Raw genomic sequence first — 18,124 nt, forward strand, 5'->3', positions numbered from 1 at the left:
CCCGCCGTCGAGTGGAGGCCCGTCCGACCCGCCGAGCAGCGGGCCGCCGTCCTCGCCGCCGGGATCTCCGCCGCCGTGGTCACCGCCGGGGAGCCCGAGCGGCTCCTCGACGTCGTCGCCGCCGGGGTCGCCCGGTGGACCAGGCGGGAGCAGCGGGTTCGGCCCGTCGCCGTTCGACCCGACGCAGCAGCAGCGCCGCCGCGACTTCGACGACGAACGGAAGAAGGACGAGGAGGAGTTCGCACCTCCCGCGTACGGCGTCTTCGACGTGGACTTCCAGAATCCCATCGCCAGTGGTGCCGAAGTCCTCGGATTTGGCTTCGGAGGCGGCTTCAGTGGCGGCGGTGGAGCTCTCGACGAAACCGGCGGCCTCCAGGACGCCGGCTTCGGTGACGAACTGTCGCAGAACGGGATGATCGACGAGACAGGTGGCCTCGGGTCGTTCGGTCAGTCCATCGACGAGGCGAGTGGCCTCGACGACTGGACGCCGTTCTGACTCCCGGCGCAAAACGCTCATCCTCTCTTTTCGCGCTCGTAGCCCGGTGAGGAGTGCCATCTTCGGCACGCTACCCCTGGGGTGAGAGGCGGGAAGACCGGGTTCCAGAACCGCCGATACGCGGGAGCCGGGGCTAACCAACGTCTCGGTGTCGTCAGAAGGAGGAGTTGGTTAGTCGTCGGCGGTCTCGGGCCAGTGCCAGACGACGTCCTCGCCGTCGAGTTCCAGGAGGCCGTCCTGCTCGGCCTGCTCGTAGGCGTACATGATCGGCGTGAAGCCGACGCGCTTCCCGGTCCGGGCGGTGAACACCCGTGAGTACGCACGCAGAAGACGACGACGACGCCACCACGTCCGCAGCTCCTGGAGGCGGTCGCGGAGCGTCAAGCCGGATCGACCTCCTGGAGGTAGCGGTCGCGGCGGTCCATCACGCCCGACATCGTCGAGGGCGCGATGCCCAGCTCCTCCTCGACGTCGCGGTAGGTCGCACCGTCATCGACCATCCGGATCGCCTCGACCACGTCGGTGAACCGTCCCTCTCGGTCCGGCACCCACCGCTCGCCGGCGTCGTCGAACCGGAACCCGATGGGTGGCCGGCCGTGGTCGTACCCGTTCTGGATGCGCTCCTGGACGGCCTCCCGGGCGCGCTCGATCTCCTTCTTCTTCGCCTCGTGCTCGCTGGCGGCCTGGAGGACCTCGACGGCGGCCTGTACCGGGTCGGAGAGGTCGAGGCGTCCCTCCTGGAAGGTGTGCGCCTCGACGTCGTTCTCGCGGAGATCGAGGACGAGGCGCATCGTCTCGTCGAAGTCCCGAGCGAGGCGGCGCTTGTCGTTGACGACGACCGCCGCGATCTCTCCGGACTGCACGCGCTCCCGGACGCGCTGGTACTCCTCTCGGCTCTCGTCGAAGCCCGAGGAGCGTTCGCCGTCGTCGTAGATAGCTTCGAGCGTGAGGCCGTTCTCGTCGGCGTACGCGCGGATGTGGCGCTTCTGGCGGTCGATGGACGTGTCCGACTCCTGGGAGAGCCGGGTGTACCCGACGGCGCTACTCATCGACGACGGTCACCTCCAGGGTGCTCCCCGACTTCACCTTCCAGTCGAGGCGCTTCCCGTCGAGCTCCATCGCCTCGGCGACGCCCTTCGGCACCGTGACCTTGTACTGCCCGTTCGATCCCTGACTGACGCGAGTCTTCGGCATCTCTGTATAGGTCTTATGTTAGTCCTCTACTTAGGTCTAATCTATCTGTTCGTGTAACCCCGGTTTCTCGAAAAAGACCGAACGGGGGAGAATCGCTTAGTGCGTCGGTTCTGTAGGGGTAGTATGGCGCTGAGGGACATGATCCCCGGAGTCGGGTCAGCCGAGACGGGGGGCAGCTCGGGAGAGGCACAGATCCACCGGATGTACCTGGCCGACGAGGCCCCCCGCGAGACCGAACTCAGTGACTACCGCATCATGATCGGGCCCGACATCGAGGGCGACGACGAGTGGTGTGTCTACCGCTGCACGGAAGACGGAACGAGCATCCCGGAGAACACCCAACTCTACGTCTTCAAAACGGGGAACGTCGTCTCGTTCGGTGGGAAGCCGTTCCAGGTCCACCTGGCCCAGCTGGTGCAGCCGGAGGACGTGGAGCAGGAGAACTACGACGGGACGTTCGTCGATTTCCCCGAGTCGCTCACCGGGGGTTCCTGGCCGGAGCGGACCCCGATCAGCGACGAGGAGTTAAAGCAGTTCCTCGTGTCCGTCTCGTCACCGGAGTAACTGTACAGGCCCTCAGCCTCCCGGATCGTCCTTTCCTGAACACTCCCTGAGGTGCTGAATGTAGCCCTCATACGGGTGGCCACACATCGGGCACTCGCCGTCGAACGTCGAATCCGAGGAACACACCGTCTCGTGGTGCTGCGGGTAGAGAATTCGGTCGCCGCAGTCGTCGCAGATCGGTTTGTCCTCGAACATCCGCGCGGCGGTCAGGCCTCGTCGAGTGAGTCAACCGCGTAGCCGCCGTGCCCGCGCGAGTAGTCCCCGACCTCGCTCAGGACCACGCGGACGTTCTGCTTCCACCAGGTCTCGGGGTTCTGGCCGGGGACGGGATACTTCTCGCGGATGGCCTCGACGGCGTCGCTGCTCATCCCGAAGTAGTCGTCGTGGGTGAGCGCGTACTGGAGCGCGGTCGCGGCAGCCTTCCGCCGCGTCTCCAGGCGGTCGTCGTCGTCCCATCCCGACGAGATCTCGTTCACGACGCTCCAGACGCCGTCGCCGATCTCGTCCAGCTCGGGAAGTTCGACGTCCCCCTCACCGCCGGGGACCTGGAAGTCGTCAGCAGCGACGTCAGCGTCGTCCGGCTCCTCGAAGCGGTCTTCCCCCGCCCCACGCCCCGGCTCCTCTTCCGCGGGCTCCTCGGCCGTGACAGCGGCCTCCTGCGCGCCGTCACAGACCACGTCTCGGAGCTCCTCGTACAGCGCGGGGTGATTCTCTTGGAGGATCAAGATGTCCTCGACGAGCTCCTCCTGTATCTTCGTCCGGACGCGGGAGACCGCGACGTACCGCTGGTCGCCCGCGTCGTCGTCTCTGAGCAGTTCTCGTTCACGGTCGGTGAGTATCGCGCGGCGGCGGGTCATATCTCGGGTTTCAGTCTGTGGCAACGTTACTCCACCTGGAAACTGTTTCCATCTGTGGCAACATAACGTTTCCTCGTTTGGAAACGGTTTCCACCTATGGAAACCTATAAGTTGACGGGTTTCCCTATGTGGTAATGACGCGGGACGCCTCCAGAAGTGAGGCCGGTGCAGAGACACCGACCCTGCGTCGGACAACGCGATGTCAACTACAGACCGCACTCTAGTAAAACCGCCGGAGGAACCGCACGACGACCCAGCCCTGCGCCTCGACGACGCCAGCGACCGCGCTGTCGTCCTCGCCGGCGACGTGATCGACCAGCTCCACGGCGCGGGCGACGTGGACCAGGAGGACGTCGAGGACCTACGCCGCGCCGTGAGCGACGTCGAGGACGTCCTCGAAGAGATCGACCCGGAGGACGACCGGTGAGCCTCGACGACGTCCGCGTCACCGCGCGCACGGTACGTACTGCGCTCGGGACGACGCACACGGTCTACGAGGTCGCCGGCGAGACCTACCACTCGCGCGAGCAGCTCCTCCAGGAGCACGGTCGCCCCGATCTCGCCGCTCGGGAAACCGACCGCGCGACCGCCGCGCCGTGACCGAATAGCCCGCGAACAGCCCCGTCTCCCCGGTATTCCCGTTCTGCGACCGCATCCTCGGCACGTTCACCCCTACCCTCGGAGCCGCGAGACCGGATTCCTCGACGTCGTCGTCGCCGATACTCGCGGCTAACCAACGTTCGACGGGGCGAGAAGGAGTGTTGTTGGTTAGATTCCGAGCTCTGACTTCCAGTAGTCCACACTCTCGACCGCCTCCAGGAGCTCCTCCCGGTCGTCGTAGATGAGGCCGAAGTCGATGGCGCACTCGCGCATCGCCTGGACGGCAGCGAACGCCGCTCGGGCGTCCAGGTTGCCCGGGTCCTCGGTGTACACTTCGAGGTTCTGGAGACCGTGCCCGTCGGGGCACGCCGAGAGCGACGCGTCCTCGACGTCGGTCCAGTAGGTGTGGTACTCCAGCAGCGGGCGCAGGAGAACGAACATCGAGACCGCCGCGTGGCGGACGACGTCCTGCTGCTCGTTCAGCTCGGGATCGTCCGCCGCGATCCCTCCCCGCGCCAGCTTCCGGATGCGACTGTTCGCGTTCAGCGCTGCGCGGGCGTACGTCTGAAGCCGCTCCACGGCGGGTTCCTCGTCGAGGAACTCCATGTCCGGGTAGTTGTACGCCGTCTCGCGGTTGTGCTTCATCTTCCCGAGCGCCTCGTCGGACAGCGGCGGCTCGATCTCGACGTCGCGCTCGGTGAGCAGGCGGTGGAACTCGTCCTCGCCGACGGTCAGGTCACTCACGACTCTCACCTCGCCGAACGGCAGCTCCCGCAGCGAGACCGGCCCGGCTCCGACACCGACCCCGGCGCTCCGGGGGTGCTTTACTAAATTCCGCGCTGAGAGAGTTATGCGCGTTATTAGTTAATGGTGTGTGGGCCTTGTTTGTTTGTGAGTTTGTTTTTCGGTCAGTCATCGTTCAATATATTACTAACCGTCTGCTGGGTCACTCCGAGTGCCTGGCCGACCATCCGTTGACTGATTGCTGTTTCCTGTACTTCTGGATGGTTCATGATACCGCGTACGGCGTCGTTGCGTCCGTCTTTTCTCGCTTCTTTAGCTTTCTTCTGGAGCTTCTCCTTATGTTCGGGAAGTGGTATAAACTCCTGTCCGTCTTCACCCTGGATGCGTTCCTGCTTCTTCTGGGTGAGGTAGTTATACACGTCGCGGAGAGGAGTGTTCCGCGGGATGTCGTCCATCGAGGCGAGGCCCTTCTTTGGCGTGTGCAGCGTCTCCTGATAGGGCATCCACTTCAGGTGATGCACAAGCCCCTGTCCGCGTCGTACCATACTAATCCAGACGTCTGAGAGCTTCTGGATGTCCTTATCGATGAACGACTTGATGGGCGCGTTGACGACGACGTACTTCTGTTCGACGCGGCCCATCGACATGATCTCGCGGAGCGCCTGGTTCGTCTTCGACATCGCTTCCCGGTTGCTGGCCCCGACCTCGCCCTCGTCGAGGACCAGGCCACTCCCGCGTGGCTGTGAGGAGTACGCGTTCCTGATTTCCTCGGGCTGGAGGCTCACCTTCTCCTTCGTGACGCCCTCGGCCGTCTGGTCCATCGCCTGGGCCAGCTTGAGGCTGAACACCGTCTTCCCGGTGCCTCGTCGCCCGCGGTAGTCGTCTACGATGATGATGATGTCCCGCTGCTCTGAGAGGACGTCTTCGAACTGGCTGTGTAGGAACGTCCCCTCGGGGAACGGGTTCTCGCGCTGCTGCTCGGGAATCGCCGGTTCCGGACTCTCGTCGGCGTTTGTGTCGGCGCTCATGATCACTCGATGTCGTACTTCTCGAAGTCGCCCTGGCTCTGCGCGTCGGGGTACAGTGCGAGAAGCTCCATCGCCTCACCGAAGAGATCGGCGACGACCTCCAGCTGGAACGGGTCGAGGAGCTCCCGCTCGGTCACCGTCTCTTCGTGAGTCCCGAGCGCGTCGCTGTACTCCTTCGTGTACTGCCTCATGCGATTTCGGTACTTCCCGAGGTTCTTCAGGCCGGTCTCCCACTTCTGGACCGCCTGCCCGTCGTCGCCGATCTCCGGGCGCTCTCGGAGCTCCAGGTCGGCCTCACCACAGTTCGGACACCTGTCACCCGGGCCGTAGTTCGCGTCTTCGTCCAGGTCCTCGTACGCCGTACACGCGGGACAGATAGCGACATCCACGAACACCGTCTCAGTCGGCCACAGTTCGACTTCTTCCCACAGTTCGTTCGCCTCGTCGCGGTGCTTCAGGCGGCCGCGCAGCTCCGCGTACAGGTTGAAGACGGCGTCGTGGTACGCTTCGTGTGCGGCTCCCTCGAAGTGGTCGCCCTGCTGGCGCTGGAAGACGGCGCGCGCCTCGATCATCTCACGGTACCGCTCTCGGATCTCGTTCGCGTTCGATTGCTCTCGGTTTTTCTGACTCATGGGTTAGGCCTCCACTCCACCGTCCGCAGCGACGGTGTTCTCGGTGTTCTCGCCGTTCTGTTCGCGGTTCGCTCGCTCTTCGAGGTACTCGTCCAAGCGGCGGGCGCGACCGGTCAGCAGCACGGTCAGCGAGACTCCCATCCACGCAGCGCCGGCGATGGCGACCGGGAGCGCGGCTCCAGTCGTTCCGGGGACCGCCACCGCGACCGCGCCGGCCACCGTCGTGAGGAGCAGCGAGAGCGCGACGACGTTCCCCACGATCTGCGTCGCCGCCCCGGTCGAGGAACTCTCGGACTCCCGCCGGCGGGCACCTTCCTCGTCGAGGTTCTCCCGGGCGAGGTTCTCGAGGGCCTGACTTCTGTTCCTACTCTCCCGTTCGGCGAACGCATCGATGCGTTCGACGATTTCGGGGTCAAGAGTCGCGCTTATGCGCTTCTTGTCTCCCATATTACCGTGTATTACGGTGGAGGTAGTTATAAGTACGTGGCAAAGTAAGGTGGCCATAACGATGCTGACCGACCGCTCTCGACGAGGTGAAAATCGAAGCCCCGAGAGCGGCGACTGTTGGCTGTCGCTGACTGGTAGAGTGAAGTGCGCCCGGTGGTGGGACACCGGGCTGAAACGAGTTCGACGGCCACGCTACCTTGTACCGGGGAGGCCGCCGAGTCGGCTTTCGTTCAGAGCGAACCCATGCAAACGGCTACCGCTGGGGTTCGTTCGAAAGATCGGTCGGCACACCCATAAATACGCCGGGTATCTCCAACCCGGCTGTTCTCCTCCCCCTGGACGCGGCCGTCGGGGCCTGTCCGCCGCCATGAGCGCGGGCACTACCCCGACAGATGTTTACCGAGAATAACGAGGAAAAAGCTCTCTACGACGACGAGAGCGACGAGAGTATCGACTACGACCACGACGACGTCCACAACTGGGGGACGGCATGAGCAGCAACGCAGCGCGGAACGGCCCCGCTCGGATGCTCGAAAAGGCCGACCCCGACACTCCCCTGGACGAGATCGGACGTCGTCTCCAGAACCTCCCCCACTGGGAGTGTGCGAGCTGCGGGAACGCGAAGTACACGAACCCACCGAACTGCGACGAGTGCGGGGGCGAGACCTTCGAGAAGATTCCAGGAGGTGAGGACGGTGCCTGTTGAGTTCGACGGGAACGTCGGGATCTCCATCGTCGAGGAGGCCGACGACCTGGAAGACTTCAAGTTCGGCGAGGGGGACCGCTTCGTCCGCTGGCACCCCTGGGGGAACCAGCGCGCTGACAACGACGAGTGGGCTGTCGTCGAACGCTCGTTCCAGTACCGTGTCTCCTGGATCCGGGACCGGGACGACATCCCGACGCGAGAGAGTCACCGGACGTACAAGCTGCTCAGCCGCGAGACCTTCAACGAGGTCTACGTCAGCGAGCGGGACCTGAAGCGCGGCGACTGGAGGCACGTCGAGGAGATCGAGGAGGGTCCGGAACGATGAGCACCGGCTACTCCCCGCCCGCCGGCGTCGCCGACGTCTACGTCGAACTCGACGCGACCGAGGGCGCACACCACGATCTCGGTGAGGACGTCCAGGTCACTCGCCACGCCGAGGAGCGCTTCCTGGAACGCGTCAGCGGCCGCGAACCCTTCCCGCGAAGTCGAATCCGCCAGGAGTTCCGGGAGGCCGACGAGGTCGTCCTCGACGACGACCGAATCCGGGACCCAACGCGGGTGCACCCGGAGAGCGGCGTCGCGTACGTCTACGACCCTCGGGACTCCACCGTGATCACCTGCTTCATCCCGACTGAGCAGCAGCTCCAGGGAAACAGGAACGAGGCTGACGCATGACGCGCACCGACTCTGGACGGTCAGTTTTCCAGAGATTTAAGACAGACCGGCGAATGAGTCCATGTAGACCAAAGTCAGGACTAACCAACGAAACTCGCCTGGGAGAAGACTCCCGGGGTGTCAATTCACCCCTTGTCCCTACAGAGTCCTTCTCTCGCCCCGGATGTAAACCTATCGGATGTTGGTTAGCCGTAGGTCCATCCTACCGGGGCGACGTCGCGGTGCGTCGGGCGGTCGCCGCATCGAAACAGCAAATGGAGATCGACGCACCCACAGAGACTGGCCAGTCGCACCGACCGATGATTACCCTCGGGCATCGTTCGTCCCAAGTAGTTGTACGGGTCTTTGGGGGGTCCTCTGAGGGGGAGGGGGGTTTCATAAGAAGAAGGAGTACCCCCCTCCCCCTAGAAAGACCCCCTAGTAACGTGTACAGTATAGAGGGCTCCCACGGGGGGGTGGTCTGAGATGGCGGACGACACCCTCGTCGAGGAGTACCTCGCCGCCGTCACCTCGGAGAACGAGACCGTGGCCGCCAGCGAGGTGATGGACACGCTCGGTGACCGGCTGAAGGAGGCCCAGGGAGCCGGCGACAAGATGCGTGAACTCCTCGCCGCCGGTGACGCAGTTGCCCAGCTCGCCGAACAGGCCGACGACCCGCCGAAGGTCGTGAGTGCAGCCCGAGACGCCGCGGGGGACGCCGCCCAGGTAGCGAGCACCGGGAAGGACCGGATCGTCGAGGCCATCGACGACGCCGTCGGCGACCTGGAAGAACAGGCTATCGAGGAGGCCGGTGGGTACCGTGTTGATCACGGTATCGGTCTCGACCGCTTCCTCGAAGAGAATCTAGAGGAGATCGTCGTTCAGCGCTCCACGGACGCGGTGGACGACCCGGTTCTCCGCTGGCGGTTCGACCAGGGGGAACGTGTCGAAACCGACGACGGCCTCCACTTCGACCACTACCACTTCTTCAAGAAGCTCAGTGCGGCCACCGACCGCCGCCTGGTCACCGAGCTGGCGAGCGAGAAGGCCGAGGACCACTCCGAGAACCGCGAGGAGTACGCGCGAAAGTCCCTCGGCCCGAAGGACCGCCCCTGGAGCCGAGAGAACGACCTCTGGACCCGCGCTATCACCGGCCTCGTCGAAGAACGGTCCCGGACCGAGACCGTTCTCGGGCCCCGTACCGAGGCGTGGGAGTCCATCCGCGCACGGATCGAGTCGGGGCGCGGCGTCCGCGACCTGGACGACGCGGTCACGCACGGGATGATCTACGTCGAGGAGGATCTGGACGAGGTCTGGATCCCGACGGGTATGGTCTCGGACGCGGTCGAGAACGTCGAGACGTCTCGGCGAGCGCTTCAGTCGGAGCTCGCCGAGCGGGGCATCGACAGCAAGGAACTGAGCGGGAACGGCATCTCGGAGGCGGTCAGGAGCGGCTCCTCGGCGGCCCGCTTCTGGCGACTCGACGCGACACACGACGAGGTCCCGGAACTCGAAACGGTCGTGGACGAGGCAGACGACCCGACCGAGCGGTCCGCCGGCGCTGCTGAAGGGGACGACAGGTCGGACGACACCGAGACATCGAACGGGACGGAAACCTTCGGGAGAGCGCCTGACGAAGACGACGAGGACGACGGGGGTGAAGAAGAGTGAGCGACTTCACCGAGATCCCCGATGCGCTGCGGGCGGGACTCCCCGAGGACCTGAAGGACGCCGAACTCGCCGGTGCCGACGTCGCCGGGGCGGACGAGAGCTGTCGGCTGTACGGGCCTCCTGGAACCGGGAAGTCCACGCAGTCGGCGTTCCGCGCGGGGACGCTCGCCATCGAGGAAGGGCTTCGCCCGTCCGATATGACTGTCGTCACCTACCGGAAGGCGCTCGCCGGCGTCGTTCGAAATCGGCTCATCGACTGGGGCGTCTTCGAGACCCCCGATGTTGACCCGGAGAAGGCGGACAGCGCGAACCCGTTCCAATACTGGTGTACGATCCACGCTGCGGCCGCCCGAGCGACTGGGTTCCTCTCGGACCTCAACGACCAGGACGAGGACCTCGCCGGGATGGTCGGCGGGAAGGCAAAGCGGCGGTTCTGCTCCGAACTCGGCATCAAGTTCCTGCCGCCGCGGCCGTGGCTGGAGACGAAGTGGACGGTGTTCTACGACCTGTACACGTACGCGAAGAACAACCTCCTGGACGTCGGTGAGTGGACGCACATCGACACCTCGGGCCTCTCGCCGCTCCGGTCGGACCACGGGGCTGAGCGTCGCCTCGACGCGTTCCGCGACGAGTGGGGTACGGCGGCCTCCTTCGAGAAGGTCGTGGAGAAGTGGGAGGAGTTCAAGCGCGAGAACGACGTCCACGACTTCTACGAGCTCCTGGAGGCCGCGGCCGTCGGCGGGACGCCGCCGACGCGACTGGTGGTGATCGACGAGTACCACGACGCGACGCCGCTGATGGCGGCGGTCTCGGAACGCTGGGTAGAGGCGGCCGAGACGGCCATCGTCGCCGGGGACCCGGACCAGGTTGTCAACGGCTACGCGGGCGCGAGCCCTCGGTTCTTCGAGGAGATCGGCGACCGTGTAGAACGCGACCTCCCGGTCGTCCAGCTGGACCGGAGCTGGCGATGCCCCGATGAACACTACCAGGCGGCCGCCCGTGTCCTCCGTCAGGAGCGCGCTGTGCCGTCGCTGACGACGGCCGGGCCGGGACAGCTCCTTCGGCACTCGTCGCCCGAACTACGTCACGACGGCGACGAGTGGCGGCTTCCTGACCCGGACACGGACGCCGGTCCGGTCAGTCTCTGGAGAGAGTACGGGACCGACCTGATGTACCTCACCCGGACGCAGAAACAGGCCGACGGCGTCGCGGCTGCGCTCGATGAAGAAGGAATCGTGTACGTTTCGCAGGACGACGTCGGCGGTGACTGGGAGCTGCGGCTCACGCTGATGCGGGCTCTCGACACCCTCGAAGGTGTCCGTCCGGAGGAAGCGACGACGTCCACCCGAATCGGTGATTACGGGGGTGCGAGTTCTCCCGGCACGAAGACCCCCGGGAACTACGCGTTCGACGTCGAGGAGGCCCGTGCCCTCTTTCGCCACACGCACGGACGATACCTGTCCGCCGGCCGGGACGAGATCGAGGAGTTCCTCCAGCAGGTCGAATACGACGACGGGGGCGACGACGTGCCTCTCGACACCCTCAGCGAGTACGTGACCGACAAATGGTGGCTGCGGTATGGCGCGGGGCGGTCCTCGATTTCCGAACTCATCCGCCTCGACGACCGGGACCGGGAGTCGATGCGTGCGGCTTGGATTCGGTACGAGACACCGTACACACTCGCTCTCGCGGGCGGAACGCGAGTGCTCACCATCCACGCCTCGAAAGGGGCTGAGGCAACGGATGTCGTCGTCTACGACGGTATCACGGGCCGCATCTCCCGTGACCTGGAGGAGCGCGCGGACGCCCGAGAGAACGAAGCGAGGACCTGGTACGTCGCGCTCACACGGGCATCGAAGCGCCTGCACGTCATCCGGGGGGCGTACGACTGGACCGACCCGTACCTCCCGACAGACCTGGAGCCGCGCGCTGCGAAGGCCGCTCTGGAGGCTGCTGCTGTGGCCGACGGGGGTGAGCAGGATGGGGCTTAAAGAAGACGTTCAGGAGTACCTTCGGCTGGACGACCTCTCCCCACAAGAAGCCTCCACGGCGTCTGTCGCGGGGAAGCTCGGGGTGCACCCGGCGGAGGTTGCTGACGTCCTGGACGACCTCGCTGCTGACGCCCCGCTCGGTGCCGACGATATCCGCGACCACTACCGCCGGGTCGGTGAGGTGTACGACGAGATCGCCGCCCTCGACGAGAAGCCGGACGCGCGAACGGGCGGTGTGATTGACAACTCGCGGTGGTACGACTCACGGGCACGCCTCGACCTTCCAGATTCGGGATATGACCGAGTCGGAAACCCGAAGCTTCTCCCGGACGCCGCGGCGGAGATAGCGTCTCGGGATGCTGACGGGCGCGTTCTGTACGCGCTCACGACCTACAGTCAGGAGATGGATCGGGAAGCGCAGTTCAAGTGGGTCGAGAAGTCGGACGGAACTCCGACGAGGGAGTGGCGGTCGGGACAGAGCCCGCTCCCGGACTACAACGAGATCGTCGGTCAGGCACTCTTCGCGGACGTGGACGTCGCCGACGAGTACAAGCAACGCCCGCTCCCGGCGGAGATCCGCGACGTCGTCGAGGCCGCCCTCGAAGTGTACGTGGATCGCTTCGCTGACCTTGCCGGGTCACGTGACCACGTCCTGCTTCTGGATTCGGTCGGCGGCGCGTACCCGATGATCCCGCCGTCGGCAACGGTCCCGCTGGCCGAAGAGTTCACCGACGACCGAGATCGAGGGTTGCTCTACGAAGAGCTGTGTGCGCGGATGGACGAGTGGCTGGGTGACGTCTGGGACGAGGTCCAGGAGCGAGTCCCGGCCGCTGAGGAGTATCTCGATCCGGACAACATCAACAACAAGAACCGGCAGTACAAGACCGTACTGAGCGTTCACAAGTCCATCGACGGCGTCGTGACGCCAATCGATGTGGACGACGTTCGCTACGAGCACGTCCCGGTTCGGGAGGTCGGTGACGAGGAGCTCGAAGCCGCGCGGGAGTGGGCTCAGTCACTCACCGACGACCGGCACCGGGAGGCTCTCGCTCCCATCGTCGAGACGCTCTGGCCCGACTACTCAGAGGACGCCGATACGTGGGTTCAGGCCCTTCAGGAGTGGCTCCTCGACAAAGAGAGCGAACGCGTCCGGAAGGAGCAGCAGCGGAAGGAGCGGATGGAAGCCCTCGAAGACGGCGAGGTCATCGAACTGCGGACGTCGGACGTCACGCTCACAACTGACCAGTCCGACGTCGAGGCCGCGCTGGACGCACTCGACCCCGAGCGTGTGATCGAGGATACGATCCTCGGGGCAGGCTGGACCGACCGGCTCTCCGACACGACCGACCGCTCAGGCGACGGCAGGCGAGCGTTCGTTCCTATCTGGGCTGGGTCGTACGAGAGCGGGAACGCGACGTACGTCGGCGTGAGCGGCCCGAAGGCCGGCGTATGGTATGATTCATCGAACGGTTACAAGGGCGGCCTCGTCGAGGCGGCTCTCGTCGCCCGCGCGGGGCGCTCGCCTGGTGCCGGATGGGCCAGCGGTGAGGATTGGCGGGAGGGCGTCGCTATCCTTCGTCGCCTCGGGTACGACATCCCGGTCTGGATTCCGGACGCGGGGTCTCTGGATGAAGACCAGATGCCTCTGTGGGCCCTACGGAAGTTCGCTACTGAGCTCGGCATCGTCGAACGACACGAGCTCGTGGAGCGAACGGGCGACGACGGCTCCTCGTACCTCGGGTTCCGGCCGTCGGACTACCGGCGCGTCGTCCGACGGGCTGAGGGTGCGGGCCTCGATACGGGTCGGACCGATCACCTCGACGACTCGCCCACCTCGGGGTACTACGACGTCGATCTCCAGGGCTACACCGAGACGGAACAGAGCCCGTACGCGGACCCCGACGTGATGCTGGCCGCCTGTCTCCGTGCCCGCGCTGCGGGAGCGGTAGAAGAGGACGCAGAGCCGCCAACGCTGGCGCTCATCCCCATCGTTCGGGACGCCGGAAAGACTGAGAATCCGGGGGACATGGGTCCGGGGCTTCGGTCGATGGCCATCGAGGCCTTCCAGGAGGACTTGACCATCGACGACGTCCAGGACGACGACACGGTCGCGGTCTTCGACTGACCGTCGCCGCGCTGTCGCCCCCGGCTAACCAACGATTCATCGAGCGAGAGGGGAGGTGTTGGTTAGCACACGCGGGGGGCGGTCGGACTCTGAGTCGGTCGGGCGCACTGAGAGCGCGACCATACCGCCACCGAGACTGTGCCCTGTACACTGTGAGTGAAGCGCTGTCCGGCGATTCTAAAGATTTCATCGAACCGAACGCGGCCCCGAGGGGGCGCAGGCGCGTCCCGATGCCGTCCGTCGGGTGTCGCAGTTGGGGTGGAACGAAGACACGTTTTTGGAGAAATGCCGCCGCAGTCGGGCGATTGTCGCCGGTCCTCTCTTGTGTGACAACCGGGGGACGGCGGGCGGGTCGGGGCTGACCCTTTTGGGCGAATCGGCCATATTCCCACGTGATGAAGACAATTCCGTTGAAAGATGACCGGTGGCGAGTGTTCCTCGACACCGACGAGTATCGAACCCTCCTGGAGAGCGCGTACGAACCCCCGAGTCGGAGCGCCCGACAGGTCCGCCTGGAGATGCGGCTGATGGCCTGCTCGATGCGCGTGGACACGGTGAGCGAGCTGCGCTGGCACCAGTTCGAAAAGCGCGAGACGCCGGAAGGCGACCGCTGGGTGTGTACGGTCGAGGCGAAGGATTCTACAGATAGAGAGGCCGAGACGCGACCACGCGCGGTGTTCATCCCGAACGACATCATGGACGACGTCCAGCGGTACGTCGAGAGGCGGAACATCGGTCCCGACGACCTGCTGTTCCCGATCTCGACGCGAACTATCCAGCGCGACGTCACGCGGTCGGCAAACCACGCAGCGACGAAGACCGGCGACGACGACTTCCGCAAGGTTTCGTCGCACGATCTCCGTCGGTACTTCGCCACGCACCTGCTGTTCCGCCACCAGGTCCCCCCGCCGGTTGTGCGCGTGCTCGGGGGTTGGAAGAGCGACGACGCGATGTTCGAATACCTGGTGCTCCCGGACGACGTCCTCTTCGAGCGGCTGGGAGAAGCGGGCCTTCTCGGGACCTCCTACGACAGGCTCTCCCGACACGATCACGCCGAGAAGATCGCCGCGACGACCACTCGGCTGGCGGAGCTGGTCGAGGCCGCGGACGAGGACGACGTCGAGTTCGCGGGTGCGGGTGTGAAGGCGGTCTTCGAGGGAGTCGAAGCCATCACTGTGGACGTCGAGGACGGGACGTACATCGACTCCGACGGGGAGCCGGACCCGGATCAGCTGTCGTTCCAGCGGTTCAACATCGACGAAGAGGGCGTTGCGTATCCGGCAGCGACGGCGAAAGTGGCGTACGTGGCGTGTGTCGTCCTCGCCTCCTGGAGCGCGACATTCGGCACGCTCGGGTAGCTGGGTTTTCAGTCGCCGAACTCCGCGTTCTGTCGGGTCTCACCCTCCCGTCGAGCAATTTCTTCGACTGACGCCAACGACTGACTCACGTCGAGCATATTGAAACCGCCTCAAATGAGCCCGACCCGGCTCTCCTCGCCTAAGAGGGTGTGAATCGCCGATGAATATCGCCGAAATCGTCCAAAGAAAGGGTCGATGCGATATGCACTATCGAAGAGAAAATACCTCGACGGGGTTTCTGACTAACCAACAGATTGGGGTTGTTCTGGTGGGCGTGTTGGTTAGCGTGAAGGCCTGAAGCGGTCAATATCGGCCGATTTGCCCTCGGCATTTAGGCACTTTGAGAGACGTTTTTAGAACTGCCATGTGGCAACGACTCACCGGAGGCGGAGGCGGCGGCAGTGACGACGACAGCGGGTCGTCGTCCTCCGACTCCAGTTCAGACAGTAGCAACGACAGCGGCGACGGAGGCGGCTTCTTCGGCGGCATCTCGGACGCCGTCGATGACGCAGCCGACACCGTCACAGACACCGTAGACGATACGGTAGATTCCGTCACGGGCGGCGGGTCCTCGTCGGGAGGCTCTTCGTCCCGATCACGGGGCGGCCGGTCGCGGTCGTCGAGGAGCTCCTCGTCCCGGTCCAGCAGTTCATCCTCGTCCAGCAGCTCGTCCTCGTCGTCCTCGTCGAACAGCGGCGGGGATGGAGGCGGTGGGGGCGGCGGAGGCGGGCTTCTCGGCGGCCTCGGAGACGTCCGTGACGACGCTATGCAGGGCATCGACGACACGGTGGACCGCGCCGGCGACGCCGTGGACGACACGGTAGACCGGGCGGAAGACACCGCGCGAGACACCGCTCGGGACGTCTCTCGGGGCGTGGACCGGACGGTAGACCGCGCTGAGGACACGGTAGACGAGACGGTGGACCGCGCGCAGGACACCGCTCGGGACGTCTCTCGGGACGTTCAGCGCGGCGCAGACCGGGCGGTGGACCGCGCGACCGACACCGTCGAGGACACCGCGAACCGCGCCGAGAGGACGGTAGACAACACGGTGGACGACGTCACCTCAGACGCACGCAACGCCGTGGACGAGGCGCAGGACACCGCTCGGGACGTTCAGCGCGGCGCAGAGAGGACGGTGGACCGCGCGACCGAGACCGCGAACGACGTCGCGTCGGGCGTCTCCAGGAGCGCCGGCGAGGTTGCCGACGCGACCCGCGACCAGGTCGATCACGCCGGGGAGACCTACGGCGAGATGGGCCGGGAGCTCCAGGAGGGCGACGTCGGCGCAGCCGTGGACACCGCAGTCGGGAGCACCGGCGAGACCTACGACAATCTCGCCCGAGCGGGTGACGCAGCGGCCGGGAGCACCGACGAGTACGTGGGGTCGGCCGAGGTGAACACCGAGGTCACGGACGACCTCACGCGCGGCGGGCTCCTCTCGGAGACCCGCGACTCCAACGACGGCCTGCTCCCGGGCGAAGTCGGGGGGATAAACCTCTCTGAAGAGGGGTTCCGGAGCGGTGCTGAGGACATCAACAACGTGAAGAAGTCGTTCGACGAGAACGACCCGGTGACCGCGCCGGTCGTCGGTGACGCTCCCGAGCGCGTCCTCCAGGGGGCGGCCGGCGTCGGTGTCGATCTCCTGAACTTCCCGCAGCACGTCGTCACGCTGGAAACCGCGGGGGAGGTCGCAACGAACGCGCCCGGAGAGATCCAGGAGCACGGTGTCGGCGAGGTCGCTGAGACGGCCACAGGCGTCGGTGCTGCCATCGGAGGTGCGATGGCCCGGGAAGCGGAGTCGAACCCGCTGGAGTTCGCCAGCGGGGCCGCGTTCGGCTACGTGACCGGCGCAGCAGCAGGCCGGGCTGTCGGGATGGCCGGTCGAGCCCTCAAGGGCCGCGCTGGCAGGGTCGGGAGTACGGACCTCGACGCCGAGGGCTTCTCGCAGGACGAGGTCATCAGGTACGCCGAGACCGACGGTGCTGAAGGGAAGCAGTTCCCCGACGCGCAGGACCCGGAAGGCTACAAGAACGACCCTGCGCAGGCCGTCCGCGAGCAGGCCGACGCGAACACACCCGGAGAGGTTCAGCAGCTCTTCGACGAACGCGGCATCACCGAGGGGACGGTCCTGAAGAAGGCACTCGACGTCGAACCCGATGGGCCGGGTCGTGGCCGCAGCGACACCGGGTTCAAAGCGCCCGAGGAGACGGCGGACAGCTTCGACTACGAGACGCCCGGGTCGTTCTTCGGTCCCGAGCTCTCGCCGAACTTCCTCCGCCTCGGCGACAGCGAGGCCGACTTCAGCCTGCGACCAGGTCTGCCCGACTTCGGGAGTAAACCGACGGGTGTCCTCGCCAAGACCGACGTCGAGAACGCCGACGCCGACACGCTCGAAGGGTTCAACCAGGAGATGCTGGACCGCTCGGGCGACACGACGGCGGTCACGAAGCCAGCCGGCGAGGTGAACACCGGCGAGATCGAGGCGGTCGTCCCGCCGGGCGCGGAGTTCACACCCGTCAGCAGCGGCGGTCCTCTCACGAACGCCGCCCGGAAACTCGGCATCGGGTCCGAGTTCTACACCGAGATCGACGGCCAGACCGTCACGCTGCGGCCGGTCGCACCGTCTGGGAGGAGCAGGTCGCCGGACCTGGATGGTTCCGATGTCGATGCCGACGCCGGCGCTGGCAGCGGGGGCAGTGAACCGCTGGACTACTACGTCCAGCCAGGTGAGCGCGGTGTAGACCGTCCTCTCCCGGTCGCAGGGCCCGGCGGCAGTGCCGGCGCAAGCGGTCAGCAGGAACCGGAGAGTACGCCTCAGTCGCCCGGGACCTTCGACGGGCCCGTGGACGAACTCGGTGGTTTCGGACGCGGATTCTACGACCGTCCAGGCGACACGCGCGGGCCGAGTGACCCGCCGTCGTCGGATCCACCCAGCAGCGGGCCGTCCTCGCCCCCGTTCGACGAACTCGGGCCGAAGTACCCGCCGACGTCGGACCCACCCAGCAGCGGGCCGCCGTCCTCGCCGCCTCTGGACGAGTTCGGCCCGACGTCGCC

General features: G+C 65.8%; 21 protein-coding genes and 1 pseudogene. 12 read left to right on the forward strand and 10 right to left on the reverse strand.

Annotated features, from left to right (window positions below; genetic code table 11):
• Positions 1-496 (forward strand): hypothetical protein (locus EP28_RS14425; protein ID WP_230455346.1); only part of this gene is annotated, 496 nt, incomplete at its 5' end.
• Positions 497-667: 171 nt separating this feature from the next.
• Here EP28_RS14425 and EP28_RS11115 read toward each other — a convergent pair.
• From EP28_RS11115 to EP28_RS14430, 3 genes are read right to left on the reverse strand one after another with little or no spacing between them, the layout of a single operon-like run.
• The gene (locus EP28_RS11115; RefSeq protein WP_049984099.1) at positions 668-880 is read right to left on the reverse strand and encodes a hypothetical protein; all 213 of its coding nucleotides are present in this window, start codon (positions 878-880) and stop codon (positions 668-670) included.
• Complete coding sequence (locus tag EP28_RS11120) at positions 877-1,545, reverse strand: recombinase family protein (RefSeq protein ID WP_049984100.1); 669 nt, start codon at positions 1,543-1,545, stop codon at positions 877-879. Before EP28_RS11120 ends, EP28_RS11115 begins: the two co-directional genes overlap by 4 nt.
• Complete coding sequence (locus EP28_RS14430) at positions 1,538-1,690, reverse strand: hypothetical protein (protein WP_196219636.1); 153 nt, start codon at positions 1,688-1,690, stop codon at positions 1,538-1,540. Before EP28_RS14430 ends, EP28_RS11120 begins: the two co-directional genes overlap by 8 nt.
• Before the next feature lie 123 nt (positions 1,691-1,813).
• Here EP28_RS14430 and EP28_RS11125 point away from each other — a divergent pair, with 123 nt between their 5' ends.
• Positions 1,814-2,254 carry a hypothetical protein gene (locus EP28_RS11125; protein WP_049984101.1) on the forward strand — a complete coding sequence of 147 codons (441 nt, stop codon included), beginning with the start codon at positions 1,814-1,816 and terminating at the stop codon, positions 2,252-2,254.
• A 12-nt stretch (positions 2,255-2,266) separates the two neighbouring features.
• On the opposite strand, the gene EP28_RS11130 is transcribed toward EP28_RS11125, so the two are convergent.
• Both EP28_RS11130 and EP28_RS14595 read right to left on the reverse strand, forming a co-directional pair.
• The gene (locus tag EP28_RS11130) at positions 2,267-2,449 is read right to left on the reverse strand and encodes a hypothetical protein (protein WP_049984102.1); all 183 of its coding nucleotides are present in this window, start codon (positions 2,447-2,449) and stop codon (positions 2,267-2,269) included.
• Between the two features lie 11 nt (positions 2,450-2,460).
• Positions 2,461-3,111: a hypothetical protein gene (locus EP28_RS14595; protein ID WP_230455348.1), complete on the reverse strand. Its 651-nt coding sequence runs from the start codon at positions 3,109-3,111 to the stop codon at positions 2,461-2,463.
• 199 nt (positions 3,112-3,310) lie between these two features.
• Between EP28_RS14595 and EP28_RS14210 the strand changes: the two genes are divergently transcribed.
• Both EP28_RS14210 and EP28_RS14215 read left to right on the forward strand, forming a co-directional pair.
• A complete protein-coding gene (locus EP28_RS14210) occupies positions 3,311-3,538 on the forward strand; it encodes a hypothetical protein (RefSeq protein ID WP_155118473.1) in 228 nt (75 codons plus the stop codon).
• Positions 3,535-3,711 (forward strand): hypothetical protein, encoded by a 177-nt coding sequence (locus EP28_RS14215; RefSeq protein ID WP_155118474.1) that lies wholly within the window; start codon positions 3,535-3,537, stop codon positions 3,709-3,711. Before EP28_RS14210 ends, EP28_RS14215 begins: the two co-directional genes overlap by 4 nt.
• Positions 3,712-3,879: 168 nt before the next feature.
• On the opposite strand, the gene EP28_RS11140 is transcribed toward EP28_RS14215, so the two are convergent.
• The 4 genes from EP28_RS11140 to EP28_RS11155 all read right to left on the reverse strand — a co-directional run bounded on the left by EP28_RS11140 (position 3,880) and on the right by EP28_RS11155 (position 6,562).
• Positions 3,880-4,455, reverse strand: a complete 576-nt coding sequence (locus EP28_RS11140) for a hypothetical protein (RefSeq protein WP_049984103.1) — start codon at positions 4,453-4,455, stop codon at positions 3,880-3,882.
• A gap of 164 nt (positions 4,456-4,619) precedes the next feature.
• Positions 4,620-5,483: a hypothetical protein gene (locus EP28_RS11145; protein WP_049984104.1), complete on the reverse strand. Its 864-nt coding sequence runs from the start codon at positions 5,481-5,483 to the stop codon at positions 4,620-4,622.
• Between the two features lie 2 nt (positions 5,484-5,485).
• Positions 5,486-6,115, reverse strand: a complete 630-nt coding sequence (locus EP28_RS11150) for a hypothetical protein (protein ID WP_049984105.1) — start codon at positions 6,113-6,115, stop codon at positions 5,486-5,488.
• Positions 6,116-6,118: 3 nt separating this feature from the next.
• Complete coding sequence (locus EP28_RS11155; protein ID WP_049984106.1) at positions 6,119-6,562, reverse strand: CopG family ribbon-helix-helix protein; 444 nt, start codon at positions 6,560-6,562, stop codon at positions 6,119-6,121.
• Between the two features lie 490 nt (positions 6,563-7,052).
• Between EP28_RS11155 and EP28_RS11160 the strand changes: the two genes are divergently transcribed.
• The 7 genes from EP28_RS11160 to EP28_RS11190 all read left to right on the forward strand — a co-directional run bounded on the left by EP28_RS11160 (position 7,053) and on the right by EP28_RS11190 (position 15,067).
• Positions 7,053-7,268: a hypothetical protein gene (locus EP28_RS11160; protein WP_155118475.1), complete on the forward strand. Its 216-nt coding sequence runs from the start codon at positions 7,053-7,055 to the stop codon at positions 7,266-7,268.
• On the forward strand, positions 7,258-7,593 hold the full coding sequence (locus tag EP28_RS11165) for a hypothetical protein (protein WP_049984108.1): 336 nt from the start codon (positions 7,258-7,260) through the stop codon (positions 7,591-7,593). The genes EP28_RS11160 and EP28_RS11165 overlap by 11 nt, the downstream gene beginning before the upstream one ends.
• On the forward strand, positions 7,590-7,943 hold the full coding sequence (locus EP28_RS11170) for a hypothetical protein (protein ID WP_049984109.1): 354 nt from the start codon (positions 7,590-7,592) through the stop codon (positions 7,941-7,943). The genes EP28_RS11165 and EP28_RS11170 overlap by 4 nt, the downstream gene beginning before the upstream one ends.
• 465 nt (positions 7,944-8,408) lie before the next feature.
• A complete protein-coding gene (locus tag EP28_RS11175; protein WP_049984110.1) occupies positions 8,409-9,593 on the forward strand; it encodes a hypothetical protein in 1,185 nt (394 codons plus the stop codon).
• Positions 9,590-11,584, forward strand: a complete 1,995-nt coding sequence (locus EP28_RS11180) for a 3'-5' exonuclease (RefSeq protein ID WP_049984111.1) — start codon at positions 9,590-9,592, stop codon at positions 11,582-11,584. Before EP28_RS11175 ends, EP28_RS11180 begins: the two co-directional genes overlap by 4 nt.
• Positions 11,574-13,709, forward strand: coding sequence for a hypothetical protein (locus EP28_RS11185; RefSeq protein ID WP_049984112.1), 2,136 nt, complete (start codon positions 11,574-11,576; stop codon positions 13,707-13,709). The genes EP28_RS11180 and EP28_RS11185 overlap by 11 nt, the downstream gene beginning before the upstream one ends.
• Positions 13,710-14,104: 395 nt before the next feature.
• Positions 14,105-15,067, forward strand: a complete 963-nt coding sequence (locus tag EP28_RS11190) for a site-specific integrase (RefSeq protein ID WP_049984113.1) — start codon at positions 14,105-14,107, stop codon at positions 15,065-15,067.
• Positions 15,068-15,370: 303 nt separating this feature from the next.
• On the opposite strand, the gene EP28_RS14220 is transcribed toward EP28_RS11190, so the two are convergent.
• Positions 15,371-15,844 (reverse strand): hypothetical protein, encoded by a 474-nt coding sequence (locus EP28_RS14220; RefSeq protein ID WP_155118476.1) that lies wholly within the window; start codon positions 15,842-15,844, stop codon positions 15,371-15,373.
• Between EP28_RS14220 and EP28_RS11195 the strand changes: the two are divergent.
• Positions 15,834-18,124, forward strand: a pseudogene (locus tag EP28_RS11195) (hypothetical protein); the annotation flags it as partial. The gene EP28_RS14220 and the pseudogene EP28_RS11195 sit on opposite strands and share 11 nt — an antisense overlap.

The organism is Halorubrum sp. BV1 (genome assembly GCF_000746205.1).
Classification (GTDB): domain Archaea; phylum Halobacteriota; class Halobacteria; order Halobacteriales; family Haloferacaceae; genus Halorubrum.